Genomic DNA, 26,154 nt, shown 5'->3' on the forward strand with positions numbered 1-26,154 from the left:
CCCGGCGAACGCGCCCAGGAGATGACGATGTTGCGTAATCGCTTTACCGGCGCGCTGCTTTCCAGCGCGCTGTTGCCCCTCTGCGCCCAGGCCGACCTGATCGACGACAGCCGCCTGGATACCACCCTGCGCAATTTCTACATGCTGCGCGACTACCGCCAGGACAATGCCCCGCAGTCCCAGGCCGGTAGCTGGTCCCAGGCCGTGCTGGAACGCTTCAGCTCCGGCTTCAGCGAAGGCACCATTGGTGTCGGTGTGGACTTCACCGGTTTCTATGCCTTGAAACTCGACGGCGGCGCCGGCACCAGCAACGACAGCAACCTGCCCTACGACCGCACGACCGGCGAGCCGGTGGATGACTTCAGCCGTGGCGGCGCCACGCTCAAGCTGCGTTATTCGAAGACCACGTTGAAGGTCGGCCTGCTGGAACCGCGTCTGCCAGTGATCTTCCAGGATGACGTACGCGTACTGCCGCAGACCTTCCAGGGCGTGATGCTGGAGTCGAAGGAGTCGGAGCGCTTCAAGTTCACCGCCGCGCAGCTGTGGAACACCAGCACCCGCGCCTCCAGCGACCGCGAAGCGTTCTACCTGGCCACCCGCCCCGCCAGCCAGGACAGCAACAAGTTGAACCTGGGCGGTGTCGATGCGCAGTGGACGCCCGGCCTGTCCACCAGCTACTACTTCGCCCAGCTCGAGGACATCTACGACCAGCACTATGTCGGCGCCAACTTCAAGCAGCCGGTCGGCGAGAACACCGCGCTGCTCGGCACCCTGAGCTACTTCCACAATGAGGAGTCCGGGCAGGCGTTGTCCGGTCGTATCGACAACCGCGCCTACGGGGCGCGGCTGGGCGTGAAGCACGGCGGCCACACGTTGTCAGCCACCTACCAGCGCATGCTGGGTGAAGACATGTTCCCCATGTTGCTGGGCAACACGCCGCAACCCTACCTGGTCAACTGGGTCACCAACGGCGGGTTCTTCTGGGCGCAGGAGCGCTCCTACCAGCTGCGCTATGACTATGACTTCGCCAGCCTCGGGCTACCCGGCCTGGCCCTGATGACGCGCTACACCAAGGGCACCGACATCTCGCGAGCGGGGCAGGAAGACGGCCACGAGTACGAGCGCGATACGGATATCGGCTACACGATCCAGGGCGGACCGTTGAAGACGCTGTCCTTCCTGATGCGCACCTCCAGCGTACGCAGCAGCTATTCCAACGACTACGACGAGGTGCGCTTCATCACCAGCTATCCGCTGGCGTTCTGAAGGCCCAGAAATGAAGAAGGCCCCTTTCGGGGCCTTCTTCGTTCACTCGTCGTCGCCACTGGCCGTCACGGCGCCCAGGCAACACAGGCGGTGCTGTTGTTCACCGCCCTGCAGCAGCCAGCTCTCGTCCTCGGTCTGGTAGCTGGCCTCCATCACCTGGTTGTAGCTGAAGCGCCATTCGCGGCGGTCACGACCGTCGATGGATTCGATCTGCAGCACCACGTCTTCGCTGGCGAAGGGTTGCCCAGCGTTGGCGGCGGCGTCCGCCTGGTCCAGCAATGCCTCGTTGAGCTCGAACTGCCAGGCATGCAGACCGTCGATCAGGAGCATATCGGCGGTTTCCAGCTGGTCCAGCAGGTAGGGAGTCGTGGTCATGTTCGGCACTCGGCAATTGGGCTGGCCGCCATGATAGACCAGCTGGGTGCCAGCTGCCGGTTATTCCGCCCGGCGCGGGCAGAGGCGGCGTCTACACTGAGGGTTCTCGCACATCCCAGAGGAGGCAAAGCAGATGCGTACACGCGAACTCGGACAATCGGGCCTGAAGATTCCCGCGCTGGTCTTCGGCGGCAATGTGTTCGGCTGGTCCGCCGACGAAGCGACCTCCTTCCGCCTGCTCGACGCCCTCCTCGACGCCGGGCTCAACTGCATCGACACCGCGGACGTCTACTCGCGCTGGGCTCCCGGCCACGAGGGTGGCGAGTCGGAAGTACTGATCGGCAAATGGCTGAAGAAGACCGGCAAGCGCAACCAGGTGCAGATCGCCACCAAGGTCGGCATGGACATGGGCAACGGCCACAAGGGGCTGTCGGCGGTGTACATCGAGCAGGCGCTGGGGCGTTCGCTCAAGCGCCTGCAGACCGACTACATCGACCTCTACCAGTCCCACTGCGACGACCCGCATACCTCAATGGAGGAAACCATGGGCGCCTTCGCCGAAGCCGTGGAGCATGGCAAGGTCCGCGTCATCGGCGCCTCCAACCTGGACGCCAAGCGCCTGCGCGAAGCCCGTGAAGTCTGCGACCGGCTGAAGCTGCCGAACTACCAGAGCCTGCAGCCCAACTACAACCTTTACGATCGCGCCAACTACGAGACCCACCTGGAACCCACGGTGCAGCAGTTGGGCATTGGCGTCATCAGCTTCTATTCGCTGGCGGCGGGCTTCCTCACCGGCAAGTACCGCAGCGAAGCGGACCTGGGCAAGAGCAGCGTGCGCGGCTACAAGGTGAAGAACTTCATGAACGAGCGCGGCTTCGCCATTCTCGATGCACTGGAAGACGTGGCCGGCGAACTCAAGGCCACCCCGGCACAGGTCGCCCTGGCCTGGCTGATGGCCCGCCCGAGCATCACCGCGCCGATTGCCAGCGCATCGAGGCTGGAGCAGTTGCCGGACCTGATCGCGGCGGTGGACCTGAAGCTCAGTGACGAGGTGATGCAGCGCTTGAACACCGCCAGCGCGTATTGAGCGGGGCGGAAACATCGCGGACGAAGTCCGCTCCTACGCGGTGTCATATTTCGTAGGAGCGGACTCCGTCCGCGATTGGCATCCGATTAAAACTGGATATCGAACCGATCTGCATCCAGGTTCGCCGGGAAGCGCTCCCGGTAAGCCGCCAGCTCCGCCGCATTCAGGGCGATCTGGAACACCCCGTCGGCATCGCCCGCCGCGAGCAGGTTGTCGCCCTGGAAATCCAGCACCTGGCTGTCGCCGGAATAGGCGTGGCCCTTGCCGTCTTCACCGACGCGGTTGACCGCGGCGACATAGCAGAGGTTTTCGATGGCCCGCGCCGGCAGCAGGCGGTTCCAGTGCTGGCGGCGCGCGGCCGGCCAGTTGGCGGTATACAGCAGCAGGTCGGTGTCCTGGGCATCGCGGCTCCACACCGGGAAACGCAGGTCGTAACAGACCAACGGGCGAATCCGCCAGCCCTTCCATTCCAGCAGCACCTGCTGCTCGCCTGGCGTGTAGTGCTTGTGCTCACCCGCCATGCGGAACAGGTGGCGCTTGTCGTAATGCAGCATCTCGCCGTCCGGGCGCGCCCACAGCAAACGGTTGCGATGGCTGCCGTCGGCAGCGCGGATGATCACGCTGCCGCAGACCACGGCATCGAGCCTCGAGGCCTGCTCGCGCAGCCAGGCGTAGGTCGCGCCCTCCTCCGCCTCGGCCAGTGCCTCGGAGTCCATGGAGAAGCCGGTGGTGAACATCTCCGGCAGGATCACCACGTCCGCACCACCGGCGCTTTCCAGCAGCGCGTCGAAGCGCTCGCGGTTGGCCTTGGCGTCGTGCCAGACCAGGGTGGTCTGCACGAGGGCAAGCTTGAGGTCGGGCAGTTGGCTCAGATCGCGCATAGTCGTTCCGCTGCCTGGCGCAGCGTCTCCTCTTTCTTGGCGAAGCAGAAGCGCACCAGGCGCATGTCCGCCGGGGCCTGCTGGTAGAACACCGAGACCGGGATGGCGGCCACACCGTGCTCGCGGGTCAGCCACTCGGACATGGCGACGTCATCGAGGTCCGGGCGGATCGCCGAGTAGTCCACCACCTGGAAGTAGGTGCCAGCGGCACGCTGGAAGGTGAAGCGCGAACCCTCCAGCAGGTCGCAGAACAGGTCGCGCTTGGCCTGGTAGAAGCCCGGCAGCTCGCGCAAGTGCTCCGGGTGCGCGGCCATGAAGTCAGCCAGCGCCCATTGAAGCGGGGTCACGCCACAGAAGTTCACGTACTGGTGGATCTTGCGCATCTCCGCCGACAGCGCCGGCGGCGCCACCACGTAGCCGGTTTTCCAGCCAGTGACGTGGTAGGTCTTGCCGAAGGAGCTTATGACGAAGGCGCGCGGATACAACTCGTCATGGGCCAGCACGCTGGCGTGCTGCACGCCGTCGTAGATCAGGTGCTCGTAGACCTCGTCGCTGATCAGGTAGATCTCGCGATCACGAATCAGCTCGGCCAGGCGATCCAGGTCGGCACGGTCGATCAGCGCACCACTGGGGTTGTGCGGGCTGTTGAGGAAGATCAGGCGCGTGCGCGGGGTAATGGCATCGGCCAGGCGCTGCCAGTCGATGCGGAAGCCGGGCTGGCTCAACGCAACGTGCACGCAACGACCGCCGGCCAGTTCTACCGAAGGTTCGTAGCTGTCATAGCAGGGGTCGAGGACGATGGCTTCGTCGCCGGGGCGGATCAGCGCCTGTACCGCACAGAAGATCCCTTCCGTCGCGCCGGGGACGATGGTCACCTCGGAGTCGGCGCTGACGCTACGCCCATACAGGCTGGCGACCTTGAGCGCGACCTGTTCACGCAGCGCCGGCAGGCCGGTCATCGGGCTGTACTGGTTGTTTCCGGCCAAGACATGGCGGGCAACCGCTTCGAGCAGCGGCGCGGGGCCGGGGAAATCCGGGAAGCCCTGCGAGAGATTCAGCGCCCCGCTTTCGGCGGCGAGCTGGGACATGCGGGTGAAGATGGTGGTGCCGACATTCGGCAGTTTGCTGGTGAGCATGGCGTGACTACAGGCTGCAGGCGATGAGAGGGAAGTCCCTACTCTATCGCCTGCGGCTTGCGGTCTAAAGCCTGACAGACGTTATTTACGTTTGTCCTTCTTCTTCTTCTCTGCCTTCTTGTGGTGCGACATCAGGCGGCGCTTCTTATTGACCTGGCGATCGGTGAGCTGGGTCTTCTTGCCCTCGAACGGGTTGTCACCGCCCTTGTACTCGATGCGGATCGGCGTACCGACCAGCTTCAGCACGCGACGGAAGGTCTTCTCCAGGTAGCGCGTGTAGGCCTTGGGCACTGCGTCCACCTGGTTGCCGTGGATCACGATCAGCGGCGGGTTGGCGCCCCCAAGGTGCGCATAGCGCAGCTTGATGCGGCGGCCGTTGACCATCGGCGGCTGGTGGACCTGGATGGCGTCCTCGAGGATCTGCGTGAGCTTGCTGGTAGGCCAGCGGGTCACGGCGGAACGGAAGGAATCCTGCACCGACTTGTACAGGTGACCAACGCCGGTGCCATGCAGCGCGGAGATGAAGTGGATGTCGGCGAAGTCGGCGAACATCAGCCGGCGTTCGAGTTCGGTCTTCACGTAGTCGCGCTCGGCGGACTCCATGCCGTCCCACTTGTTCAGCGCAATGACCAGCGCACGGCCGGTCTCCAGCACAAAGCCGAGCAGGTTGAGGTCGTGCTCGACCACGCCTTCGCGGGCGTCCATGACGAAGATGACCACGTTGGCGTCCTGGATCGCCTGCAGGGTCTTCACCACGGAGAACTTTTCCACCGCTTCGAAGATCTTGCCGCGGCGACGCACGCCGGCGGTGTCGATCAGGGTGTACTTCTCTTCGTTGCGCTCGAAGGGGATGTAGATACTGTCGCGGGTGGTGCCGGCCTGGTCGTACACGATCACCCGCTCTTCACCGAGCATGCGGTTGACCAGGGTGGACTTGCCGACGTTGGGGCGACCGATGATGGCGATCTTGATGCCATCCTTCTCGCTCGGGCCGGGAATGCGCTTGGCTTCCTCGCCCTCGGCGACCTCTTCCAGCTCGCTGGGCAGGTCGTTGTCTTCCGGCGCTTCGGGCTCCGGAGCGAACATCTCGCCCAGCGCTTCCTGGAGCATCTGGGTGATGCCACGGCCGTGGGCGGCGGCAATCGGGATCGCATGCCCCAGGGCCAGCGGGCTGAACTCGGCGCGGGCGATGTCCGGATCGACGGTGTCGACCTTGTTCGCCACCAGGTAGGTGCGCTTGTTCTTCTTGCGCAGGTGCTCGCCGATCATCTCGTCGGCGGCGGTGAGGCCGGCGCGGGAGTCGACCATGAACAGGACGGCATCGGCCTCTTCGATGGCCTGCAGCGACTGCTCGGCCATCTTGGCGTCGATACCCTCTTCGTCACCGGAGATACCACCGGTATCGATGACGATGAATTTCTTGCCCTGCCACTTGGCCTCGCCGTACTGGCGGTCTCGGGTCAGACCTGCGTACTCGGCGACGATGGCGTCACGGGTGCGGGTCAGGCGGTTGAACAGGGTGGACTTGCCGACGTTCGGGCGGCCCACCAGGGCTATTACGGGAACCATGCGGCTCTCCAGGAAATTTGATTTTCAGAAAACACGACGGCCGCTGCCGTTTTTCACGGCAGCGGCCGGCAGTAACACTCAGCTTAGCGAATCGTGTAGGCGGCCAGCTTACCGCTGTTGCCGAACACGTACATCCAGCTGCCGACTACCAGCGGGCGAACCCGCACGCCGTCACCGTCGACCTTCTCGCGGCCAACGAAACGACCGTCCACCTGGCTCAGCAGGTGCACGTACCCTTCCAGGTCACCGACGACCACGTTGCTCGACAGCACGGCCGGAGCGGACAGCTGGCGGCGAGCCAGGGCATCGTTGCTCCACAGCGAGGACGAACCACGGGAATCGAGGCTTTCCACGGTGCCGCTGGACTGGCTGATGAACACGCTGCCGGTACCTTCGGCGACGCCGACGTAGCTGGAAGCTTCACGCTGCCAGAGTACGCGGCCAGTGCCTATGTCCAGCGCCGCAGCGCGGCCCTGGTAGCTGGCGACATAGAGAACGTTGTCGACCAGCAGCAGGCCGCCATCGATATCGACGACGCGGTCCAGCTCGGAACGGCCTTGCGGAATCGCAACGCGCGCTTCCCAGACCGGCAGGCCACGCTCTACGTCCACGGCGACGACCTTGCCGCTGGCCAGACCGGCCAGGGCCAGGCGGCCGGCGATCAGCGGAGCGCCAGTGCCGCGCAGGGTCAGCACCGGTACGGTGCCTTCGTAGATCCAGCGCTGGTTGCCGGTGGAGGCGTCGAAGCCGATCAGCTTGTCGTCCTGGGTCTGCACCACCACCACGTCACCGTTGGTGGCCGGGGCAGCCAGCACTTCGCTGGTGACCTTGGCGCGCCACTTCTGCTCGCCGGAACCGGAGTCCAGGGCGATCACGTCGCCACGCAGGGTGCCCAGCAGGACCATGCCGTTGCCCACGCCGACGGCGCCGGAGATCGGCAGATCGAGGTCTTTCTTCCACAGCACTTCGCCGGTTTCGCGCTGCATGGCCATGACGCGGCCTTCGGCAGACGCGGCGTAGATGGTCTGGCCATCCACGGCGGGCTCGAGCAGGTTGTACAGGTCGCCCTGGCCGTCACCGACCGAACGGCTCCACTGCTTCTCCAGGCGGACCTCTTCCTTGAAATCGGTCAGCTCGGCCGGCGGCAGTTCTTTCTTGCTATTGCTGCTGCAACCCACAGCCATCAGGGTCAGTGCCAGCAGTGCAACGTGTTTCCAACGCAACATCTCAGGCGTCTCCCTTGGCCAGGTCGTCGAGTTTCATCTGCAGGGCGCCGACAGCGGCGTCTTCCGGCAGGGCAGCCTTGGCCTTTTCGTAGGCGACACGGGCGTCGTCATTACGCTTGAGCTGCAGCAGCAGGTCGCCGCGCAGTTCTTCGCGGGTAGCGACGTAGGCCTTGTCGACGTTGCCGTCGAGCAGCTTCAGACCCTCTTCGGCCTTGCCCTGGGCAGCCAGGACACGGGCCAGGCGCTGGCGGGCCAGCTCGCCGAGGGTGGCGTCAACCGGCTTGTCGACCACGGCCTTGAGCTCGAGGACGGCGTCATCCAGCTTGCCACTGTCCACTGCAACCTTGGCGACGAACAGGCGGCCGTACTGGGCGTACGGCGTGCCGGCGAAGTCGGTGTTCAGCTTGCCAGCGAGCTCGGCGACCTTGGCGGTGTCGGGCTTGCCGGCCGGGTTCAGCGCGGTTTCCAGCAGGGCCTGGTAAATGATGGAGGCGCCCTGGGACTGGTTGTTCTGGTACTTTTTCCAGGCCTGCCAGCCGAACACCACGATCAGCGCCAGAGCGGCACCGGTCAGCAGGGGCATGCCGTTACGCTGCCACCAGTCCTTGATGTCAGCGATCTGTTCTTCTTCGGTACGGTTACTCACCCCAATACTCCTATCCGCTCGATTCAGGCCTGCTTGAGGCAGGCAGCCAGGTGCTCGGGCAGAGCATCCCAGGCGATATTCTGTTGTTCGCCCTCGCCACGCAGGGGCTTGAAACCTACCACGCGGTTGGCCAGTTCGTCGTCACCCAGAATCATTGCGAACTGTGCGCCGCTCTTGTCGGCCTTCTTGAACTGGCTCTTGAAGCTGCCGGCGCCGGCGTTGACCAGCAGGCGCAGGCCCGGAATGGCCTCACGCAGTTTTTCGGCCAGGGTCAGCGCAGCCAGTTCCGCCGGCTCGCCGAAGGCGCAGACGTAGAGGTCGGCCGGGCGATTGAGCTCGCCGGGCACCACGCCCAGGGTTTCCAGCAGCAGCACCAGGCGCTCCACGCCCATGGCGAAGCCCACGCCCGGAGTCGGCTTGCCACCGAACTGGCTGACCAGGCCGTCGTAGCGGCCCCCGCCGCAGACGGTGCCCTGGGCGCCGAGCTTGTCGGTGACCCATTCGAAAGCGGTGCGGCAGTAGTAGTCCAGGCCGCGCACCAGCTTCTGGTTGATCTCGTAGCGCAGGCCGACCGCATCCAGGCGGGCCTTCAGGCCCTCGAAGTGGGCGATCGACTCTTCATCCAGGTAGTCGTGCAGGCTCGGCGCGCCAACCAGCAGGGCCTGGGTGCTTTCCACCTTGCTGTCGAGGATGCGCAGCGGGTTGGTGGTCATGCGGCGCTGGCTGTCTTCGTCGAGCTGGTCGAAGCGCTCCTGCAGGTAGGCCACCAGGTCCTCGCGGAAACGCGCCCGAGCTTCGCTGGAACCCAGGGTGTTCAGCTGCAGGGTCACGGCGTCGGCCATGCCCAGCTTCTGCCACAGGCGCCAGGTGAGGATGATCAGCTCGGCATCGATGTCCGGGCCGGGCAGGTTGAAGACTTCCACGCCAATCTGGTGGAACTGGCGGTAGCGGCCCTTCTGCGGCTTCTCGTAGCGGAACATCGGGCCGGTGTACCAGAGCTTCTGTACCTGGCCGCCACCGGACAGGCCGTGCTCCAGCACGGCGCGCACGCAGCCCGCGGTGCCTTCAGGGCGCATGGTCAGGGATTCGCCGTTGCGGTCGAGGAAGGTGTACATCTCCTTGTCGACCACGTCGGTGCCTTCGCCGATGCCGCGGGCGAAGAGTTCAGTGAACTCGAGGATCGGCATGCGGATCTCGCTGTAGCCATAGGCGTCCAGCAGATCGGCAAAGGTGCGCTCCAGATAGCGCCAGGCCGGGGTCTGGTCCGGCAGGATGTCGTTCATGCCACGGATGGCTTGCAGGGACTTGCTCACTTAGGATCCTTGTTGCGGTCAGCCGCGCACGATGAGTGCGGCGTCGGCCTCGGCCTTCTCGGCCGCTTTTTCGCGGATCAGCCGTTCCAGCTCATCCACCAGGTTATCGTTCTGCAGCTTCTGCGCCGGCTTGCCGTCGATGTAGATCAGGTTGCTCGGCGTGCCGCCGGTGAGGCCGATGTGGGCCTCCTTGGCTTCGCCCGGGCCGTTGACCACACAGCCGATCACGGCGACGTCCAGCGGGACCAGCAGGTCCTCCAGGCGGCCTTCCAGCTCGTTCATGGTCTTGACCACATCGAAGTTCTGCCGCGAGCAGCTCGGGCAGGCGATGAAGTTGATGCCACGGGAGCGCAGACGCAGCGACTTGAGGATGTCGAAGCCGACCTTGATCTCTTCCACCGGGTCGGCGGCGAGCGAGATGCGGATGGTGTCGCCGATGCCTTCGGCGAGCAGCATGCCCAGGCCCACGGCGGACTTCACGGTGCCCGAACGCAGGCCACCGGCTTCGGTGATGCCCAGGTGCAGGGGTTGTTCGATCTGCTTGGCCAGCAGGCGGTAGGCGGCGACGGCCATGAACACATCGGAGGCCTTCACGCTGACCTTGAAGTTCTGGAAGTCCAGGCGGTCGAGGTGATCGACGTGGCGCATGGCCGATTCCAACAGCGCCTCGGGGGTCGGCTCGCCGTACTTCTTCTGCAGGTCCTTCTCCAGGGAGCCGGCGTTGACGCCGATGCGGATCGGGATATTGCGCTCGCGAGCGGCATCGACCACGGCCTTCACGCGGTCTTCGCGACCGATGTTGCCCGGGTTGATGCGCAGGCAGTCAACGCCCAGTTCCGCCACGCGCAGGGCGATCTTATAGTCGAAGTGGATGTCGGCAACCAGCGGCACCCTGACCTGCTGCTTGATCTTGCCGAACGCCTCGGCGGCGTCCATGTCCGGCACGGAGACGCGGACAATGTCGGCGCCCGCGTCTTCCAGACGGCGGATCTGCGCCACAGTGGCGGCCACATCGAGGGTATCGGTGTTGGTCATGCTCTGCACGGCGATGGGGGCATCCCCACCCACCGGCACGTTACCTACCCAGATCTTGCGGGACAGGCGACGTTTGATCGGAGACTCGCAATGCATCTTACTGTCCACCCAACTTCAGGCGAGCGGTGCCACCGCGCGCCGGCGTGACTTCGACCGGCTGGCCGTTGTAGCTGACCTGAGCGCCCTGGGCGAAGCCAAGACGCAGCTGGACCGGCGCCTTGGCGGCGACCTCCAGCGAATCACCCTTGCGCTTGAGGCCCTCGAGGATGACCTTGCCGTCGGCATCGGTCACCTGGGTCCAGCAATCGGCGCTGAATTGAACCTTGACCACGCCCTGGCCGGCGGAAGCGACCACCGGAGCGGCAGGCGCCTCCGGAGCCACAGGGGCGACCGGAGCGGCCGGAGCGGCCGGGCTGGCCGGAGCGACGGGCTGCTGGGCAGTCGGTTGCTGGGCGGGAACCGCCGGGGCCGGGCCCGGTGCGGTTTCGGCAGCGGCCGGGGCGCCCGGCGCTGCCGGGTTGGCAGCGACCGGCGGAGTGCCTTCGGTCGGAGCCTCGGCGGCGCCGCTGTCGCCGGCCGGCTCGCTCGGAACAGCCGGAGTATTGGCCTGGTCCTCGGCGACAGCCTGGTCTTCCGGCTCGTCGAGGGTGTGGATTTCGGTGGTGCCGTCGGCGCTTTCGACCTCGACGTGCTCCATGTTCAGGCTACCGGTCTCGGCCGGGCGCGCAGAGCGCTCCTGCCACCAGAAGTAGCCGAAGCCGATGAGCACGGCCAGCAGCGCCAGGCTGAACAGGCGCAGCAGGTTACGCGACAGGCGTACGGGCTCGACCACGCGACCGAGGGCCTGGACGTTGCTGCCGGTAGCGTCGGTGCCGGTGTACTGATCGAAGGCGGTGACCATCTGGGCCTGGTCCATGCCCAGCAGCTTGGCGTAGGCGCGGATGTAACCACGGGCGAAGGTGTGACCCGGCAACTGCTCGAACGAGCCCTGCTCCAGCGAACGCAGGGCGTTCTCGGTCAGGTTCAGCTGGCCGGCGACCTGAGCGGTGCTCCAGCCCTTGTTCTCGCGCGCCTGGCGCAGGGTTTCGCCAGGGTTGGCGCGGGTCGTGCCGATGACATCGGACTGCGACGTATTCATCATTTATCCGCCTGGTATGCCTGGTATTCAGGAGAAGCGGGATACAGGCGCTTGAGTTGCAGCCCGTAGCTGGCAGCGGTATCCCGGTCGTCGTAGATCTTGGCCAGTCGAATCCCCAGCAGCAGGCTGCGCGCGGTCTGCGGGCCCCGCTTGAGGTATTCCTCGTAATAGGCCCGAGCCGGCACGTACTCGCGGTCCTGATAGGTCAGGTCAGCCAGTTCGAGCAGCGCCCCCGTCGAATTGCGGTTCAGGCGAATGGCCTTCTCGAAGTATTCCTTGGCCTGAGCGCGGTTGTTGAGCTTCATGCTCACCAGACCGAGGTTCTCGAAGATGCGCGAACGTTCGGAATAGAGGCCGTCTTCCGTGGCCTTCATGTAGGTGTCGTAAGCTTCCTGGTAACGCTGCTGCTCGAACAGGAAGCCCGCATAGTTGTTCAGGATGCGCGCGTCGCCCGAGCGCGCGGACAGCGCCTTGCGGAATTCGCTCTCGGCGAGCTTGGGCTCTTTCTCGACCTGATAGACCACGGCCAGGGCAGCGTGGGCATCGGCGCTGGAGGAGTCGAGCTCCAGGGCCTGGCGCAGCGGCACCTTGGCCTGCTCGGTGTTGCCCATCTGCAGGTAACCGATGCCGAGCTGGATATAGGCGTCACGCGCCTCGTCCCGGCCCTTCTCGGTTTTCAGAGGATCCTGTTTACCAGTCGTCACGCAACCCGTCAGCACGGTTGCCAACAGTAAGCACAGCGCGGCGCGCAGGGTCATTGGAATCCTCCCTAGTTCAGTTTCGGTTGGTAGCTGGCGTGGTCTGGTCGGCATCGGCCGCCAGCTGACGTACGGCAATATAGCGTTCGCTGCGGCGGGTGCGGTCCATCACCTGGCCTACCAGCTGACCACAGGCGGCATCGATATCGTCGCCACGAGTGGTACGAACGGTCACGTTGAAGCCGCTCTTGTGCAGCATGTCCTGGAAACGGCGAATGGCATTGTTGCTCGGACGCTCGTAACCGGAATGCGGGAACGGATTAAACGGAATCAGGTTGATCTTGCAAGGGAAATCCTTGAGCAGTGCGATCAGTTGCTCAGCATGCTCGGGCTGGTCGTTGACGCCGGCCAGCAGGGTGTACTCGATCGTCAGCACGCGCTCCTTGCCCAGGCGTGTGATGTAGCGGTAGCAGGAGTCGAGCAGCATCTCGAGCGGGTACTTCTTGTTGATCGGTACCAGCTTGTTGCGCAGTTCGTCGTTCGGCGCGTGCAACGACAGGGCCAGGGACACGTCGGTCACTTCGGCGAGCTTGTCGATCATCGGCACCACGCCAGAGGTGGACAGGGTCACCTTGCGCTTGGAAATGCCGTAGCCGAGGTCTTCCATCATGATGCTCATGGCGGTCACGACGTTGTCGAAGTTCAGCAGCGGCTCGCCCATGCCCATCATCACCACGTTGGTGATGGCACGGTCGATCTTGCCCGGGATGGTCCCGAACGACTGGTTGGCGATCCACACCTGGCCGATGATCTCGGCGGAGGTCAGGTCGCTGTTGAAGCCTTGCTTGCCGGTGGAGCAGAAGCTGCAGTCCAGCGCGCAACCGGCCTGCGACGACACGCACAGGGTGCCGCGGCCGCCCTGCGGGATGTACACGGTCTCGACGCAACTGCCCGAGGCCACGCGCACCACCCACTTGCGGGTACCGTCAGCGGAAATGTCCTGGCTGACGATCTCCGGAGGACGAATTTCGGCAACGGCCTCGAGCTTTTCGCGCAAGGCCTTGCCGACGTTCGTCATGGCGCTGAATTCGACAGCGCCAAAGTGGTGAATCCATTGCATCACCTGGCCGGCGCGGAAGCGCTTTTCACCGATGGACTCGAAGAATTCCTCGAGCTGGGGCTTGGTCATGCCCAGCAGGTTGGCCTTTACAGCGGTATCAGTCATGGATTCACCCTCGCTCATTCGCCGTTATCAGCGAATGCGCTCGCACACCTCGGTGCTGGAGAAGAAGTAAGCGATTTCGCGGGCAGCCGAAGCTTCCGAGTCGGAACCGTGTACGGCGTTCTCGTCGATGGAAACGGCGAAGTCGGCGCGGATGGTGCCGGCGTCAGCTTTCTTCGGATCGGTGGCGCCCATCAGCTCACGGTTGCGCAGGATGGCGTCTTCGCCTTCCAGAACCTGAACAACGACCGGGCCGGAGGTCATGAAGGAAACCAGGTCCTTGAAGAAGGGACGCTCTTTGTGCTCGGCGTAGAAACCGCCAGCTTCGCGCTCGGACAGCTGAACCATCTTGGAAGCGACGACGCGCAGGCCGGCTTTCTCGAAGCGGGTCAGGATTTCGCCGATGACGTTCTTGGAAACGGCGTCAGGCTTGATGATGGAGAAGGTACGTTGCAGGGCCATGGAAATAACTCCGAAAAGCAAGGTTGGTAATGCCAAGAAGCCCCTGGCGTGGCCAGGAGCTCCTGCGATTCTAGGGTTTGCCGCGCGCTGCGCCCGTGGGGCGGAAGCCGCGAAACCGGCCCGACTGCGACAGGGCCGGCGACTGGAAAACTCCCTCGGGGAAATTTTCGACAGCTCACCTAAAGATAAAACCCGCGAATTATACGCGGGTTCATGACAAATGGGTACGCGGCTCTGGTGAGCCGCGCCCTCAGTCGGCTTCTTCGATCCAGGCGGCCTGGATGGCCTCCAGGACCTTTTCCCCGCCGCGGGAAGGATCGTCGCTGAACTCCGGCAATGCCAGCACCCAACGGTGCAGATCGACGAAGTTCACATAGCGCGGATCGACGTCCGGCTTGGACTCGGCCAGCTGGATGGCGATTTCGAGCACATCAACCCATTTCAGACTCATGTGAACGCTCCGCCTCAGTGACCTTCGGACACCTGGTTGATGGTGTATTTCGGGATTTCCACCACCAGATCGCTCTCGCCGACCACGGCCTGGCAGGACAAGCGCGAATCCGGCTCCAGACCCCAGGCCTTGTCCAGCATGTCGTCTTCCAGCTCGTCGGAGGCTTCCATGGAGTTGAAGCCTTCGCGCACGACCACGTGGCAGGTGGTGCAGGCACAGGACATCTCGCAGGCGTGCTCGATCTCGATGCCGTTGCGCAGCGCCGCCTTCATGATGGTTTCGCCCGGCTGGGCTTCGATCACCGCGCCTTCGGGGCAGTGTTCGGCGTGGGGCAGAAAGACAATCTGCGGCATCTTCGCTTATTCCTCGATTTCATTGAGCCGGCGACCGGCCAGTGCGGCTTTGACGGTGGCGTCCATACGGCGCGCGGCAAAGGCGTCGGTCAGCTGGGACAGACGCTTGATCTGTAGTTCGATGGCAGTGGCATCGCTGCCGGTGGCCAGCTCGCGCAGCGAGTCCATGCCGGCATCGATGACCAGGCGCTCATCCGCCTCGAGCAGGCGCTCACCATCGGCGTCCAGCGCCGACTGCACGGCTTCCAGCAGGCGCTGGGCCTCGACCTGCTGCTCGCGCAGCGCGCGGGCCGCCATGTCGTCGCCGGCGTACTGGAAGGAATCCTGCAGCATGCGGGCGATCTCGCCGTCGGTCAGGCCATAGGACGGCTTGACCTGGATGCTCGCCTCGACGCCGGAGGACAGCTCGCGGGCGGAAACGCCCAACAGCCCATCGGCGTCGACCTGGAAGCTGACGCGGATCTTCGCCGCGCCCGCCACCATCGGCGGAATGCCGCGCAGCTCGAAGCGCGCCAGGGACCGGCAGTCCTTGACCAGCTCACGCTCGCCTTGCAGCACGTGAATCATCATGGCCGTCTGGCCATCCTTGTAGGTGGTGAACTCCTGGGCACGCGCCACCGGGATGGTGGTGTTGCGCGGAATCACCTTCTCCATCAGCCCGCCCATGGTTTCCAGGCCGAGCGACAGGGGAATCACGTCCAGCAGCAGCAGCTCTTCGCCACGCTTGTTGCCGGCCAGGGCATCAGCCTGGATGGCGGCACCGATGGCGACCACCTGGTCCGGGTCGATATCGGTCAGCGGCTCGCGACCGAACAGCTCGCCCACCAGCTCGCGAACGCGCGGCACGCGGGTGGAACCACCGACCATGACCACGGCGCTGACTTCTTCCAGCTCGATGCCCGAATCACGCACGGCACGGCGGCAGGACTTGAGGCTGCGCTGGATCATCGGGTCGATCAGGGAGTCCATCCGGGCGCGGGTCAGCTCACCGGTCCAGCTGCCGTAGGCGACGGCAACGCTGGCGCTATCGGTCAGGGCTTCCTTGGCGGCACAGGCAGTCTGCAGCAGAAGGCGCTGGGCGCCCGGATCAAGGTCAGCCGAGATACCGGACTGCTCGATGATCCAGCCGGCGATGGCATGGTCGAAATCGTCGCCGCCCAGGGCGGTGTCGCCGCCGGTGGCCAGGACCTCGAAGACACCCCGAGTCAGGCGCAGGATGGAGATATCGAAAGTGCCGCCGCCCAGGTCGTAGATGGCGACCAGGCCTTCGGCATTCTTGTCCAGGCCGTAGGCGACGGCGGCAGCGGTCGGCTCGTTGAGCAGGCGCAGCACGTGCAGGCCGGCCAGACGCGCGGCGTCCTTGGTGGCCTGACGCTGGGCGTCGTCGAAATAGGCGGGAACGGTGATCACCGCGCCGACCAGCTCGCCACCCAGGGTGGACTCGGCGCGCTGACGCAGGACACGGAGGATCTCAGCCGAGACTTCCACCGGGCTCTTGGCACCCTGGACAGTCTCGATGAAGGGCATGTGCGATTCGCCCTGGGTGAAGCGGTACGGCAGTTGGCCGCCCAGTTGCTTCACATCTTCCAGGCCGCGCCCCATGAAGCGCTTGACCGAGATGATGGAGTTCAGCGGATCCTGCGAGGCGTTGGCGCGAACGCTCTCGCCCACCTCGATGCGATCGGCGAGATAGCGCACCGCAGACGGCAGGATCACTTCGCCGCGATCATCGGGCAAGGGTGCTGCGACGCCGCTGCGCACGGCAGCGACCAGGGAATTCGTGGTGCCCAGGTCGATCCCCACCGCCAGGCGACGCTGGTGTGGCTGGGGACTTTGTCCGGGCTCGGCGATCTGCAGTAGGGCCATGCGGTTTCTAATCAGGCTATCGGGCGCGGCGCGGGCCGCGCGGATTAATCGTCGAGTCGCTCTTCCAGCTGCCGCACTTCCTGCGCCAGCTTGTCGAGGAACTGCATGCGGCGAACCAGACGCTCGGCCAGTTCTCGACGGCCGGCATCATCCCAGCAATCGGCGAAATCCTCTTCCAGACGCTGCTGGGCGGACTTCAGCTGACGCTTGAACTGCGCCACGCCATCAAGATCGGCGCTGTTCTGCAGGTCTTCCAGGTCCTCGCGCAACTGCATCTGCTGCAGGAGGAACTCCGAGTCCTGCACCGTGGCTTCCAGCGGCAGCGAATCGCCGCGCAGGGCCAGCAGGTACAGGGCACGACGCGGAACGCTCTTCAGCGTCTGGTAGGCATCGTTGAGTTCAGCGGCCTTGGCCTGCGCCAGTCGCTGCTCGCGCTCGGAAGCATCGGCGAAGCGGTCCGGATGGACGGTGCGCACCAGCTCCCGGTAGCGATTGCCGAGGGCTTCCAGATCGATCCGGAAGCCCGGCTGCAGGTCGAACAGCGCGAAGTGACAGGGACTACCCACACCCAGCCTCAGACGTTGAAGCTTTCGCCGCAGCCACACTCACCGCGCACGTTCGGGTTGTTGAACTTGAAGCCCTCGTTGAGGCCTTCCTTGGTGAAGTCCAACTCCGTGCCGTCGAGGTAGACCAGGCTTTTCGGGTCGATGATGACCTTCACGCCGTGGCTCTCGAACACCTCGTCCTCGGCTGCCAGTTCGTCGACGAACTCCAGCACGTAGGCAAGGCCCGAACAGCCGGTGGTACGCACGCCAAGACGAATGCCCTCGCCCTTGCCGCGCCCTTCGAGGGAGCGGCGAACGTGGTTGGCGGCGGCTTCGGTCATGCTGATGGCCATGGGAACTCCTTACTCAACGAATCGCTTCAGAGCAGACCTTTCTTCTGCTTGTAGTCGCGCACGGCCGCCTTGATGGCGTCCTCGGCGAGTACCGAGCAGTGGATCTTCACCGGCGGCAGGGCCAGTTCTTCGGCGATGGTGGTGTTCTTGATCGATTCGGCTTCGTCCAGGGTCTTGCCCTTCATCCACTCGGTGGCGAGGGAGCTGGAGGCGATGGCCGAACCGCAGCCGTAGGTCTTGAACTTGGCGTCTTCGATGACGCCCTGCTCGTTGACCTTGATCTGCAGGCGCATCACGTCGCCGCAAGCGGGAGCACCGACCATGCCGGTGCCGACATCCGGATCTTCGGCGTTGAGCTTGCCGACGTTGCGCGGGTTTTCGTAGTGGTCGATGACCTTGTCACTGTAAGCCATGGCTAATCCTCACTTCTATGGGGCGGGTCAGTGGGCCTGCCATTCGACCTTGGACAGGTCGACACCCTCTTTGAACATATCCCACAGCGGCGAGAGCTCACGCAGCTTGGAAACGGCTTCCACCACCTTCTTGGCGGCGTAATCGACCTCTTCTTCAGTGGTGAAGCGGCCGAAGCTGAAACGGATGGAGCTGTGCGCCAGCTCGTCGTTGCGACCCAGGGCGCGGAGCACGTAGGACGGCTCCAGCGAGGCCGAGGTGCAGGCGGAACCGGACGAAACGGCCAGGTCCTTGAGCGACATCATCAGCGACTCGCCTTCGACGTAGTTGAAGCTGACGTTGAGGATGTTCGGCGCGTAGGAAGTCGGGCTGCCGTTGAGGTACAGCTCTTCCAGGTCCTGCACCTGATCGAAGAAGCGCTTGCGCAGGCCTTCGATGCGGGCCATTTCCTGGTGCATTTCTTCCTTGGCGATGCGGAAGGCTTCGCCCATGCCGACGATCTGGTGGGTCGCCAGGGTGCCCGAACGCATGCCGCGCTCGTGGCCGCCACCGTGCATCTGGGCTTCCAGGCGCACGCGCGGCTTGCGGCGCACGTAAAGCGCACCCATGCCTTTGGGGCCATAGACCTTGTGGGCAGAGAAGGACATCAGGTCGACCTTGAGTTTCTCCAGGTCGATGTCCACCTTGCCGGCCGACTGAGCGGCGTCGACGTGCAGCAGGATGCCGCGGGCGCGGGTCAGCTCGCCGATGGCGGCGATGTCGTTGATGCTGCCGACTTCGTTGTTCACATGCATGACCGAAACCAGGATGGTGTCGTCACGCAGGGCGGCCTCGACCATCGCCGGGGTGATGATGCCCTCGGGAGTCGGTTCCAGGTAGGTCACTTCGAAGCCTTCGCGCTCCAGCTGGCGGCAGGTATCCAGGACCGCCTTGTGCTCGATCTTCGAGGTGATGATGTGCTTGCCCTTGGTCGCGTAGAAGTGCGCGACACCCTTGACGGCAAGGTTGTCGGACTCGGTAGCACCGGAAGTCCAGACGATCTCGCGGGGGTCGGCATTGACCAGTTCGGCGACCTGGCGACGGGCGTTCTCAGCCGCTTCCTCGGCTTTCCAGCCGAAGAGGTGGGAACGCGAGGCCGGGTTGCCGAAATTGCCATCAACCAGCAGGCAGTCGGCCATTTTCTGAGCGACACGCGGATCCACCGGGGTGGTGGCGGAGTAGTCGAGGTAAATCGGCAATCTCATCAGGTAACTCCTACAGGCGGGCGTTCGCTCAATCGATGGCGGACGCTTCAATCTTGTCGAGGCGCAGCGGCTTGGTACCCGAGCAGCGACGCTCGTCCTGGCGCTGGGCGACCTCTTGAACTTCGCGGCGCTCGACCAGGTCGGCCAGGCTGATGCCGCTGAGGAACTCGTGAATCTGCTGGCTGAGGTCGCACCACAGGTGGTGGGTCAGGCAGGTATCGCCGGAGTGGCAGTCGCCCTGCCCCTGACAGCGGGTGGCGTCGACCGACTCGTTGACTGCATCGATCACCTGGGCGACGTGGATGCCGGTCATGTCGCGGGACAGCTGGTAGCCGCCGCCCGGACCACGCACGCTGACCACCAGGTTGCCACGGCGCAACTTGGCGAACAGCTGTTCCAGGTAGGACAGGGAGATACCCTGGCGCTCGGAGATATCGGCGAGAGAAACCGGGCCACGCTGGGCGTGCAACGCCAGATCGAGCATGGCGGTGACGGCATAGCGGCCTTTGGTGGTCAATCGCATGGGGAAATCCGGAAGAATCGCTGGTATGGCGGGAGTATGCTCTTTTCCGACTATTTAAGTCAACTATAAGACCTATTACTTTAGTCGGAATTAGCCAGCGAACGGCGGCGTATTGTAGCAGCAATGCCAGGGCCGGCGCATCACTGCGCCGACTTGCTGCTCTCCTCGTCCTTGACTCCGGCGAAGTCTTCTTCCCGCAGAACCGGAAGATCTTTCGCACAGTAGTCGCTACCCAGAGCTGTCAGAGCCTTGCACATGCCTTCCAGACGACCATCGACCGCCTGCAGGTGGTCGAGCAACTGGCCGATGGCGCGGGCCACCGGGTCGGGCATGTCCTGGCTGACGCCATAGGCATCGAACCCGAGCTTTTCTGCCATGGCCTGGCGCTTGGCAGCCTGATCCGAGTCATCCTTGACGATGATGCGGCCGGGAATACCCACAACGGTAGCGCCAGGCGGTACTTCCTTGGTGACCACGGCATTGGAACCGACCTTGGCGCCGGCACCGACGGTGAACGGACCAAGCACCTTGGCGCCCGCCCCCACCACCACGCCGTCGGCCAGGGTCGGGTGACGCTTGCCCTTGTTCCAGCTGGTGCCGCCCAGGGTGACACCCTGATAGATGGTCACGTCATCACCGATCTCGGCAGTTTCACCGATGACGATGCCCAGGCCATGGTCGATGAAAAAGCGGCGACCGATCTTCGCGCCCGGATGGATCTCGATGCCGGTCATCCAGCGACCGAAGTTCGATACCATGCGCGCCAGCCACTTCCAGCCGGACGTCCACAGGCCATGAGCCAGGCGATGCAGCCACACGGCATGCAGGCCCGGATAGCAGGTGAGCACCTCGAAGGCGTTGCGCGCCGCAGGATCTCGATGGAATACGCTCTGGATATCTTCGCGTACACGCTCAAACATCTTCATCACTCCGCTTGGAAAGCTCCCCGCGGGCAGCTTTCTGTGTCTCGGTGAGAATACCCCGCAGGATATTCATCTCCAGCTTGCTGACGCCGCTGCGGCCGTACAGGCGACGCAGGCGCGACATCAGGTGGCGCGGCTTCTGCGGGTCGAGGAACTGGATATCCACCAGGGTCGATTCCAGGTGCGCATAGAAGCGCTCCAGTTCATCCGACGTCACCGGGACGCTGTTGAGCATCGCCGTGGACTCGACCTTCTCGTGCTTGGTCGGCTGCCCCTCAGCGGCCAGCCAGGCCATGCGCACCTCGTAGACCAGCACCTGCACCGCCGTCGCCAGGTTCAGCGAGCTGAACTCGGGATTGGCCGGGATGTGCACGTGGAACTGACATCGCTGCAGCTCCTCGTTGGTCAGGCCGGCGTATTCGCGACCGAACACCAGCGCAACCTCACCCCCCTGCTGGACGTGCTCCAGGCTGGTGGTGGCGCACTCGCGGGGATCGAGCAGCGGCCAGGGAATGCGGCGATCGCGCGCGCTGGTGCCCAGCACCAGGCTGCAGCCCGCCAGGGCATCCTCCAGGGTGGGAACGACCACGGCCGCATCGAGAATGTCATCGGCGCCGGAAGCGCGGGCACGGGCCTCGCCGCTGGGGAAATCCATCGGATCGACCAGGACCAGGCGCGACAGGCCCATGTTCTTCATCGCACGGGCCGTACCGCCGATATTGCCGGGATGGCTGGTGTTGACCAGCACCACGCGAATTTTGTCGAGCAACGCGCGACTCCACACAAAAGCGAAAAAGGGAGGGAATCCTACCGCAGCAGTGGGGCTTGCGCCACGCAGGCGACAGGTCGCTCTATGAACTCCATGGCTTTCTGCTAGAATGTCCGGCTTTCTTTAACGACCCAGGTGACCTCTCCATGCAGCCTATGCTGAATATCGCCCTGCGCGCCGCTCGCAGCGCCGGTGAACTGATCTTCCGCTCCATCGAACGCCTGGACACCCTGTCGGTCAACGAGAAAGAAGCCAACGACTACGTCACCGAAGTCGATCGCGCCGCCGAACTCTCCATCGTCACCGCCCTGCGCAAGGCCTACCCGAACCACGGGATCATGGGCGAAGAAGGCGGCATGCTCGAAGGCAGCGGCGAAGGCGCCGACTACCTGTGGATCATCGACCCTCTCGATGGCACCACCAACTTCATCCACGGCGTTCCGCACTACGCCGTCAGCATCGCCTGCAAATACCGCGGTCGCCTCGAGCACGCCGTGGTCCTCGACCCGGTCCGCCAGGAAGAATTCACCGCCAGCCGTGGCCGTGGCGCCGCACTGAACGGTCGTCGCCTGCGCGTCAGCAACCGCAAGAGCCTCGAAGGCGCCCTGCTCGGCACCGGTTTCCCGTTCCGTGACAGCCAGATGGACAACCTGGACGCCTACCTGGGCATGTTCCGCAGCCTGGTCGGCCAGACCGCCGGCATCCGCCGCGCCGGCGCCGCCAGCCTGGACCTGGCCTACGTCGCCGCCGGTCGCTACGACGCCTTCTGGGAGTTCGGCCTGTCCGAGTGGGACATGGCAGCCGGCGCCCTGCTGATCCAGGAAGCGGGCGGCCTGGTGAGCGATTTCACCGGCAGCCACGAGTTCCTCGAGAAAGGCCAGATCGTTGCTGGCAACACCAAGTGCTTCAAGGCGCTGCTGACCAGCATCCAGCCGCACCTGCCGGCCTCGCTCAAGCGCTGAGCCTGAGCGGCACCAGAAAAAGCCCGGCGACGCCGGGCTTTTTTGTGCCTGCAAGACAGAACGAGCCCTGTAGGAGCGAGCTTGCTCGCGAAGCTTTTCATCCTGGCACGAGGGGGGGTTGAGACGGTTCGCGAGCAAGCTCGCTCCTACGAAAAGCCCCAAAAGAAAAGGCGCCCGGTGGGCGCCTTTTTCCGTTCACTCCTGGCGACAGCTTATTGCTGGCCCAGGACCAGTCGGCCGCTCTTGTCGACCGGAATCTGCGAGCCCGGATCGCGGTCCATGCGGACCTGACCAGCCTTGCCATCGAGCAGGTACTTCACGTCGTAGCCGACGACCTTCTCGCTGGTGTCATTGACGGTGCTGCAGCGGGTTTCGGTAGTGGTGTAGGTGTCACGCTCCTGCATGCCTTCCTGCACCTTGTTGCCGGCATAGCCGCCGCCGATGGCGCCTGCCACGGTGGCGATCTTCTTGCCATTGCCGCCGCCGATCTGGTTACCCAGCAGGCCGCCAGCGATCGCGCCAATCGCCGTACCGGCAATCTGATGCTGGTCCTTGACCGGACGCTGGTGGGTCACCGCCACGTCCTTGCAGACCTGGCGCGGATTCTTGATGGTTTCCTTGACCGGTTGAACGGCGAGCACCTCGGCGTATTGCGGCGCACGGTCCACCAGACTGTAGGTAGCCACGGCGCCACCGGCAGTCACGCCTACAGCGCCCAGCACGGTACCGATTAGCAACGACTTGTTCATAGGGTTCTCCTGGTCTTTCTTCTCATTCGGGCCTCGCCCTTTACCCTGCCTTGGAGCAATCGATTTGTAAGAAAGTTCCGGTCGTTTCGTGACACAGCGCCTACAAATGAAAACTCCCGCCGAAGCGGGAGTTTTCTCTGGAAGGCTGGGAACGCTCTATTACGGGCGTTCGTCGGCTTCCTTGCTCGGCGGAGGAATCAGGTCCTCGCTGGACAGGTTCAGCCAGATCAGCACCACGTTGGCGATGTAGATCGACGAGTAGGTACCCGCCATGACACCGACGAACAGGGCGATGGAGAAGCCGAACAGGTTGTCGCCGCCGAAGAACAGCAGAGCGGCGATCGCCAGCAGGGTCGACACCGAGGTGGCAATGGTCCGCAGCAGGGTCTGGCTGGTCGAGATGTTGATGTTCTCGATCAGACTGGCCTTGCGCAGTACGCGGAAGTTCTCGCGCACCCGGTCGAAGATCACGATGGTGTCGTTCAGCGAGTAGCCCACCACCGCCAGTACCGCGGCGAGCACCGTCAGGTCAAAGGTGATCTGGAAGAACGACAGCACGCCCATCACGATGATGGCGTCGTGGATCAGCGAGAGGATCGCACCCAGGGCGAACTTCCACTGGAAGCGGAAGCCCACGTACAGGAGGATGCCGCCCAGCGCCAGGAGCATGCCGAGGCCGCCCTGGTCGCGCAGCTCTTCACCGACCTGCGGACCGACGTACTCGACGCCATTGACCTTGGCCGGGTTGGAAGCATCGGCCTTCTGCAGCGCAGTGGCGACCTTCTTGCCCAGCTCCGGGTCTTCGCTGGGCATACGCACCAGCACGTCCTTGGTGTCGCCGAAGCTCTGTACCACGGCCTCGCTGTAACCAGCGGCGACCAGTTGCTCACGCACCTTGGAGAGGTCGGCCGGCTGCTCGTAGGTCAGCTTGATCGACGTACCGCCGGTGAAGTCCAGGCCGAAGTTGATGCCTTTGAAGACCCAGCTGCCGAGGGCGATCAGGGTCAGGATCAGGGTCGCGGCGAACGCAATGTTGCGCACGCCCATGAAGTTGATAGTACCGATCTTGATATTCATCTCTGGCCCCTTAGATCCACAGCTTCTTAACGTCGCGGCCGCCGTAGATCAGGTTCACCATTGCGCGGGTGACCATGATGGCAGTGAACATCGAGGTGAGAATACCCAGGGACATGGTCACGGCGAAGCCCTTCACCGGGCCGGTGCCCATGGCGTAGAGGATGCCGCCGACCAGCAGCGAGGTCAGGTTGGCGTCGATGATCGCGGTGAAGGCACGGTTGAAGCCTTCATGGATCGCCCGCTGCGTCGACATGCCCGCCGCCAGCTCCTCGCGTATCCGCGAGAAGATCAGCACGTTGGCGTCCACCGCCATACCCATGGTCAACACGATACCCGCGATACCCGGCAGGGTCAGGGTCGCGCCGAGGATCGACATCAGCGCCACCAGCATGACCATGTTGAAGGCCAGGGCGACGGTGGCGATCACGCCGAAGAAGCGGTAAATGACGATGATGAACAGGGAAACGAAGACCATGCCCCACAGGGAAGCGTCGATGCCCTTGGCGATGTTGTCAGCACCCAGGCTCGGGCCGATGGTGCGTTCTTCAGCGAAGTACATCGGCGCAGCCAGGCCACCGGCGCGCAGCAGCAGGGCCAGTTCCGAGGACTCGCCCGGAGCGTCCAGGCCGGTGATGCGGAACTGGTTGCCCAGCGGCGACTGGATGGTCGCCAGGCTGATGATCTGCTTCTCTTCCTTGAACGCCGGAACGGCGACTTCCTGCTCGACGCCGTCGACGACCTGCTTGGTGTAGCGGGTGATCGGCTTCTGCTCGATGAACACCACGGCCATGCTGCGGCCGACGTTGTTGCGGGTCGCACGATTCATCAGCTCGCCGCCGTGGCCATCCAGACGGATGTTCACCTGCGGACGGCCGTTCTCGTCGAAGCTGGCACTGGCGTCAGTGACCTGGTCACCGGTGATGATCACGCCACGTTCCAGGCTCGCCGGCGGACGACGCGGCTCGCGGAAATCGAAGGTCTCGGTGGAGGACTTGATCGCATCCGGCTCGGCGGCCAGGCGGAACTCCAGGTTGGCGGTCTTGCCGAGGATACGCTTGGCTTCGGCGGTATCCTGCACGCCCGGCAACTCGACGACGATGCGGTTGGCGCCCTGACGCTGCACCAGCGGCTCGGACACGCCCAGCTCGTTCACGCGGTTGCGGACGGTGGTGAGGTTCTGCTTGATCGAGTATTCGCGGATTTCGGCCAGCTTGGTGGCGGTCATGGCCAGGCGCAGGACCTGCATGCCATTACGCTCGCTCTGGGCGGTTTCGAAATCGCGGAAATCCTTGGCGATGATCGACTTGGCCTTGTCCAGGTCGGCTTCCTCGGTGAAGCCCAGCTGGATGCCGCCGTCCTGCACAGGCAGGCTGCGGTAGCGCACGCGCTCTTTACGCAGGGCGCTCTTGACCTCGTTCTCGTACACCTTCATACGAGCGTCGACGGCTTTTTCCATGTCCACTTCCAGCAGGAAGTGCACACCACCGGACAGGTCCAGACCCAGCTTCATCGGGTGGGCGGCGATATTGCGCAGCCAGTTCGGCGTGGTCTGGGCCAGGTTCAGGGCGACTACGTAGTCGTCCCCCAGCGCGCGGCGGACGATGTCCTTGGCCGGCAGCTGGTCTTCCTGCTTGGCCAGGCGGATCAGGCCGCTGTTCTTGCCCAGCGAGCCCGCCTTGACGGCGATGCCGGCATCGGCGAGCGCCTTGCTGGCCTTGTCCACGTCGGCCTGGGTGACCTGCAGCGCGGTGCTCGCGCCACTGATCTGGACGGCCGGATCGTCCGGATAGAGGTTGGGTGCGGAATAGATGAAACCGACGGCCAGGACCGCCAGGATCAGCAGATACTTCCACAGGGGATACTTGTTGAGCATG

General features: G+C 64.2%; 28 protein-coding genes. 3 read left to right on the forward strand and 25 right to left on the reverse strand.

Annotated features, from left to right (window positions below):
- The first annotated feature begins 27 nt into the window (after nt 1-27).
- Nucleotides 28-1,266: an OprD family porin gene (locus UB43_RS10920; RefSeq protein WP_052969531.1), complete on the forward strand. Its 1,239-nt coding sequence runs from the start codon at nt 28-30 to the stop codon at nt 1,264-1,266.
- A 42-nt stretch (nt 1,267-1,308) separates the two neighbouring features.
- Here UB43_RS10920 and UB43_RS10925 read toward each other — a convergent pair whose 3' ends face one another.
- On the reverse strand, nt 1,309-1,641 hold the full coding sequence (locus tag UB43_RS10925; RefSeq protein ID WP_045210509.1) for a DUF5629 family protein: 333 nt from the start codon (nt 1,639-1,641) through the stop codon (nt 1,309-1,311).
- Nucleotides 1,642-1,774: 133 nt separating this feature from the next.
- On the opposite strand from UB43_RS10925, the gene UB43_RS10930 reads away from it, so the two are divergent.
- Nucleotides 1,775-2,728, forward strand: a complete 954-nt coding sequence (locus UB43_RS10930) for an aldo/keto reductase (RefSeq protein ID WP_045210511.1) — start codon at nt 1,775-1,777, stop codon at nt 2,726-2,728.
- Nucleotides 2,729-2,814: 86 nt separating this feature from the next.
- Here the strand turns inward: UB43_RS10930 and UB43_RS10935 are convergent, their stop codons facing one another.
- From UB43_RS10935 to trmJ, 21 genes are all read right to left on the reverse strand, one after another.
- Nucleotides 2,815-3,609 (reverse strand): amidohydrolase, encoded by a 795-nt coding sequence (locus tag UB43_RS10935; protein ID WP_045210513.1) that lies wholly within the window; start codon nt 3,607-3,609, stop codon nt 2,815-2,817.
- On the reverse strand, nt 3,597-4,745 hold the full coding sequence (locus UB43_RS10940; protein ID WP_045210515.1) for a pyridoxal phosphate-dependent aminotransferase: 1,149 nt from the start codon (nt 4,743-4,745) through the stop codon (nt 3,597-3,599). Before UB43_RS10940 ends, UB43_RS10935 begins: the two co-directional genes overlap by 13 nt.
- Nucleotides 4,746-4,826: 81 nt before the next feature.
- On the reverse strand, nt 4,827-6,314 hold the full coding sequence (der, locus tag UB43_RS10945; protein WP_045210518.1) for a ribosome biogenesis GTPase Der: 1,488 nt from the start codon (nt 6,312-6,314) through the stop codon (nt 4,827-4,829).
- An 83-nt stretch (nt 6,315-6,397) separates the two neighbouring features.
- On the reverse strand, nt 6,398-7,540 hold the full coding sequence (gene bamB / locus UB43_RS10950; protein ID WP_045210520.1) for an outer membrane protein assembly factor BamB: 1,143 nt from the start codon (nt 7,538-7,540) through the stop codon (nt 6,398-6,400).
- A 1-nt stretch (nt 7,541) separates the two neighbouring features.
- The gene (locus UB43_RS10955; protein WP_082085819.1) at nt 7,542-8,186 is read right to left on the reverse strand and encodes a tetratricopeptide repeat protein; all 645 of its coding nucleotides are present in this window, start codon (nt 8,184-8,186) and stop codon (nt 7,542-7,544) included.
- A gap of 23 nt (nt 8,187-8,209) precedes the next feature.
- A complete protein-coding gene (gene hisS, locus UB43_RS10960) occupies nt 8,210-9,499 on the reverse strand; it encodes a histidine--tRNA ligase (protein ID WP_045210523.1) in 1,290 nt (429 codons plus the stop codon).
- An 18-nt stretch (nt 9,500-9,517) separates the two neighbouring features.
- Nucleotides 9,518-10,630 carry a flavodoxin-dependent (E)-4-hydroxy-3-methylbut-2-enyl-diphosphate synthase gene (gene ispG / locus UB43_RS10965; RefSeq protein WP_045210525.1) on the reverse strand — a complete coding sequence of 371 codons (1,113 nt, stop codon included), beginning with the start codon at nt 10,628-10,630 and terminating at the stop codon, nt 9,518-9,520.
- Between the two features lies 1 nt (nt 10,631).
- A complete protein-coding gene (locus UB43_RS10970) occupies nt 10,632-11,675 on the reverse strand; it encodes a RodZ family helix-turn-helix domain-containing protein (RefSeq protein ID WP_045210527.1) in 1,044 nt (347 codons plus the stop codon).
- Nucleotides 11,672-12,430, reverse strand: coding sequence for a type IV pilus biogenesis/stability protein PilW (pilW, locus tag UB43_RS10975; protein WP_045210529.1), 759 nt, complete (start codon nt 12,428-12,430; stop codon nt 11,672-11,674). The genes UB43_RS10970 and pilW overlap by 4 nt, the downstream gene beginning before the upstream one ends.
- Before the next feature lie 16 nt (nt 12,431-12,446).
- Nucleotides 12,447-13,595 carry a 23S rRNA (adenine(2503)-C(2))-methyltransferase RlmN gene (gene rlmN / locus UB43_RS10980; protein WP_045211299.1) on the reverse strand — a complete coding sequence of 383 codons (1,149 nt, stop codon included), beginning with the start codon at nt 13,593-13,595 and terminating at the stop codon, nt 12,447-12,449.
- Nucleotides 13,596-13,622: 27 nt separating this feature from the next.
- Nucleotides 13,623-14,054, reverse strand: coding sequence for a nucleoside-diphosphate kinase (ndk, locus tag UB43_RS10985; protein WP_024762960.1), 432 nt, complete (start codon nt 14,052-14,054; stop codon nt 13,623-13,625).
- 250 nt (nt 14,055-14,304) lie between these two features.
- The gene (gene iscX, locus UB43_RS10990) at nt 14,305-14,505 is read right to left on the reverse strand and encodes a Fe-S cluster assembly protein IscX (protein ID WP_017522288.1); all 201 of its coding nucleotides are present in this window, start codon (nt 14,503-14,505) and stop codon (nt 14,305-14,307) included.
- A 14-nt stretch (nt 14,506-14,519) separates the two neighbouring features.
- Nucleotides 14,520-14,858, reverse strand: coding sequence for an ISC system 2Fe-2S type ferredoxin (gene fdx, locus UB43_RS10995; RefSeq protein ID WP_045210533.1), 339 nt, complete (start codon nt 14,856-14,858; stop codon nt 14,520-14,522).
- Between the two features lie 6 nt (nt 14,859-14,864).
- The gene (gene hscA, locus UB43_RS11000; protein ID WP_045210536.1) at nt 14,865-16,724 is read right to left on the reverse strand and encodes a Fe-S protein assembly chaperone HscA; all 1,860 of its coding nucleotides are present in this window, start codon (nt 16,722-16,724) and stop codon (nt 14,865-14,867) included.
- A 44-nt stretch (nt 16,725-16,768) separates the two neighbouring features.
- Entirely contained in the window at nt 16,769-17,290 is a 522-nt protein-coding gene (gene hscB, locus UB43_RS11005) for a co-chaperone HscB (protein WP_045210538.1), read from the reverse strand.
- Between the two features lie 8 nt (nt 17,291-17,298).
- On the reverse strand, nt 17,299-17,622 hold the full coding sequence (iscA, locus tag UB43_RS11010) for an iron-sulfur cluster assembly protein IscA (RefSeq protein WP_024762955.1): 324 nt from the start codon (nt 17,620-17,622) through the stop codon (nt 17,299-17,301).
- A 26-nt stretch (nt 17,623-17,648) separates the two neighbouring features.
- A complete protein-coding gene (iscU, locus tag UB43_RS11015) occupies nt 17,649-18,035 on the reverse strand; it encodes a Fe-S cluster assembly scaffold IscU (RefSeq protein ID WP_015478505.1) in 387 nt (128 codons plus the stop codon).
- A 27-nt stretch (nt 18,036-18,062) separates the two neighbouring features.
- Complete coding sequence (locus tag UB43_RS11020; RefSeq protein ID WP_045210541.1) at nt 18,063-19,277, reverse strand: IscS subfamily cysteine desulfurase; 1,215 nt, start codon at nt 19,275-19,277, stop codon at nt 18,063-18,065.
- Between the two features lie 28 nt (nt 19,278-19,305).
- Nucleotides 19,306-19,800, reverse strand: a complete 495-nt coding sequence (gene iscR / locus UB43_RS11025) for a Fe-S cluster assembly transcriptional regulator IscR (protein WP_017522294.1) — start codon at nt 19,798-19,800, stop codon at nt 19,306-19,308.
- Nucleotides 19,801-19,940: 140 nt separating this feature from the next.
- Nucleotides 19,941-20,720 (reverse strand): serine O-acetyltransferase, encoded by a 780-nt coding sequence (gene cysE / locus UB43_RS11030; RefSeq protein ID WP_045210543.1) that lies wholly within the window; start codon nt 20,718-20,720, stop codon nt 19,941-19,943.
- On the reverse strand, nt 20,713-21,492 hold the full coding sequence (trmJ, locus tag UB43_RS11035; protein WP_045210545.1) for a tRNA (cytosine(32)/uridine(32)-2'-O)-methyltransferase TrmJ: 780 nt from the start codon (nt 21,490-21,492) through the stop codon (nt 20,713-20,715). Before trmJ ends, cysE begins: the two co-directional genes overlap by 8 nt.
- Before the next feature lie 146 nt (nt 21,493-21,638).
- Between trmJ and suhB the strand changes: the two genes are divergently transcribed.
- Entirely contained in the window at nt 21,639-22,454 is an 816-nt protein-coding gene (gene suhB, locus UB43_RS11040; protein ID WP_045210547.1) for an inositol-phosphate phosphatase, read from the forward strand.
- 212 nt (nt 22,455-22,666) lie between these two features.
- Here the strand turns inward: suhB and UB43_RS11045 are convergent, their stop codons facing one another.
- From UB43_RS11045 to secD, 3 genes are all read right to left on the reverse strand, one after another.
- Nucleotides 22,667-23,203, reverse strand: coding sequence for a glycine zipper 2TM domain-containing protein (locus tag UB43_RS11045; RefSeq protein ID WP_037010115.1), 537 nt, complete (start codon nt 23,201-23,203; stop codon nt 22,667-22,669).
- Nucleotides 23,204-23,362: 159 nt separating this feature from the next.
- Nucleotides 23,363-24,280 carry a protein translocase subunit SecF gene (secF, locus tag UB43_RS11050; protein WP_045210550.1) on the reverse strand — a complete coding sequence of 306 codons (918 nt, stop codon included), beginning with the start codon at nt 24,278-24,280 and terminating at the stop codon, nt 23,363-23,365.
- A gap of 10 nt (nt 24,281-24,290) precedes the next feature.
- Nucleotides 24,291-26,153, reverse strand: coding sequence for a protein translocase subunit SecD (gene secD, locus UB43_RS11055; protein WP_045210553.1), 1,863 nt, complete (start codon nt 26,151-26,153; stop codon nt 24,291-24,293).
- Between the last annotated feature and the right edge of the window lies 1 nt (nt 26,154).

It is taken from the genome of Pseudomonas sp. 21 (genome assembly GCF_000955805.1).
In the GTDB taxonomy this organism is placed as follows: domain Bacteria; phylum Pseudomonadota; class Gammaproteobacteria; order Pseudomonadales; family Pseudomonadaceae; genus Pseudomonas.

What these genes read in the sequence shown, in the direction of transcription:
- secD (WP_045210553.1), bottom strand. Translation starts at nt 26,153, where the DNA reads ATGCTCAACAAGTATCCCCTGTGGAAGTATCTGCTGATCCTGGCGGTC.
- UB43_RS10970 (WP_045210527.1), bottom strand. Translation starts at nt 11,675, where the DNA reads ATGATGAATACGTCGCAGTCCGATGTCATCGGCACGACCCGCGCCAAC.
- hscA (WP_045210536.1), bottom strand. Translation starts at nt 16,724, where the DNA reads ATGGCCCTACTGCAGATCGCCGAGCCCGGACAAAGTCCCCAGCCACAC.
- cysE (WP_045210543.1), bottom strand. Translation starts at nt 20,720, where the DNA reads ATGTTTGAGCGTGTACGCGAAGATATCCAGAGCGTATTCCATCGAGAT.
- UB43_RS10925 (WP_045210509.1), bottom strand. Translation starts at nt 1,641, where the DNA reads ATGACCACGACTCCCTACCTGCTGGACCAGCTGGAAACCGCCGATATG.
- iscU (WP_015478505.1), bottom strand. Translation starts at nt 18,035, where the DNA reads ATGGCTTACAGTGACAAGGTCATCGACCACTACGAAAACCCGCGCAAC.
- UB43_RS10935 (WP_045210513.1), bottom strand. Translation starts at nt 3,609, where the DNA reads ATGCGCGATCTGAGCCAACTGCCCGACCTCAAGCTTGCCCTCGTGCAG.
- UB43_RS11045 (WP_037010115.1), bottom strand. Translation starts at nt 23,203, where the DNA reads ATGAACAAGTCGTTGCTAATCGGTACCGTGCTGGGCGCTGTAGGCGTG.
- UB43_RS10940 (WP_045210515.1), bottom strand. Translation starts at nt 4,745, where the DNA reads ATGCTCACCAGCAAACTGCCGAATGTCGGCACCACCATCTTCACCCGC.
- ndk (WP_024762960.1), bottom strand. Translation starts at nt 14,054, where the DNA reads ATGGCCCTGCAACGTACCTTCTCCATCATCAAGCCTGACGCCGTTTCC.
- fdx (WP_045210533.1), bottom strand. Translation starts at nt 14,858, where the DNA reads ATGCCGCAGATTGTCTTTCTGCCCCACGCCGAACACTGCCCCGAAGGC.
- UB43_RS10930 (WP_045210511.1), top strand. Translation starts at nt 1,775, where the DNA reads ATGCGTACACGCGAACTCGGACAATCGGGCCTGAAGATTCCCGCGCTG.
- iscA (WP_024762955.1), bottom strand. Translation starts at nt 17,622, where the DNA reads ATGGCCATCAGCATGACCGAAGCCGCCGCCAACCACGTTCGCCGCTCC.
- rlmN (WP_045211299.1), bottom strand. Translation starts at nt 13,595, where the DNA reads ATGACTGATACCGCTGTAAAGGCCAACCTGCTGGGCATGACCAAGCCC.
- bamB (WP_045210520.1), bottom strand. Translation starts at nt 7,540, where the DNA reads ATGTTGCGTTGGAAACACGTTGCACTGCTGGCACTGACCCTGATGGCT.
- der (WP_045210518.1), bottom strand. Translation starts at nt 6,314, where the DNA reads ATGGTTCCCGTAATAGCCCTGGTGGGCCGCCCGAACGTCGGCAAGTCC.
- UB43_RS10920 (WP_052969531.1), top strand. Translation starts at nt 28, where the DNA reads ATGTTGCGTAATCGCTTTACCGGCGCGCTGCTTTCCAGCGCGCTGTTG.
- iscR (WP_017522294.1), bottom strand. Translation starts at nt 19,800, where the DNA reads ATGCGATTGACCACCAAAGGCCGCTATGCCGTCACCGCCATGCTCGAT.
- UB43_RS11020 (WP_045210541.1), bottom strand. Translation starts at nt 19,277, where the DNA reads ATGAGATTGCCGATTTACCTCGACTACTCCGCCACCACCCCGGTGGAT.
- iscX (WP_017522288.1), bottom strand. Translation starts at nt 14,505, where the DNA reads ATGAGTCTGAAATGGGTTGATGTGCTCGAAATCGCCATCCAGCTGGCC.
- ispG (WP_045210525.1), bottom strand. Translation starts at nt 10,630, where the DNA reads ATGCATTGCGAGTCTCCGATCAAACGTCGCCTGTCCCGCAAGATCTGG.
- secF (WP_045210550.1), bottom strand. Translation starts at nt 24,280, where the DNA reads ATGAATATCAAGATCGGTACTATCAACTTCATGGGCGTGCGCAACATT.
- pilW (WP_045210529.1), bottom strand. Translation starts at nt 12,430, where the DNA reads ATGACCCTGCGCGCCGCGCTGTGCTTACTGTTGGCAACCGTGCTGACG.
- suhB (WP_045210547.1), top strand. Translation starts at nt 21,639, where the DNA reads ATGCAGCCTATGCTGAATATCGCCCTGCGCGCCGCTCGCAGCGCCGGT.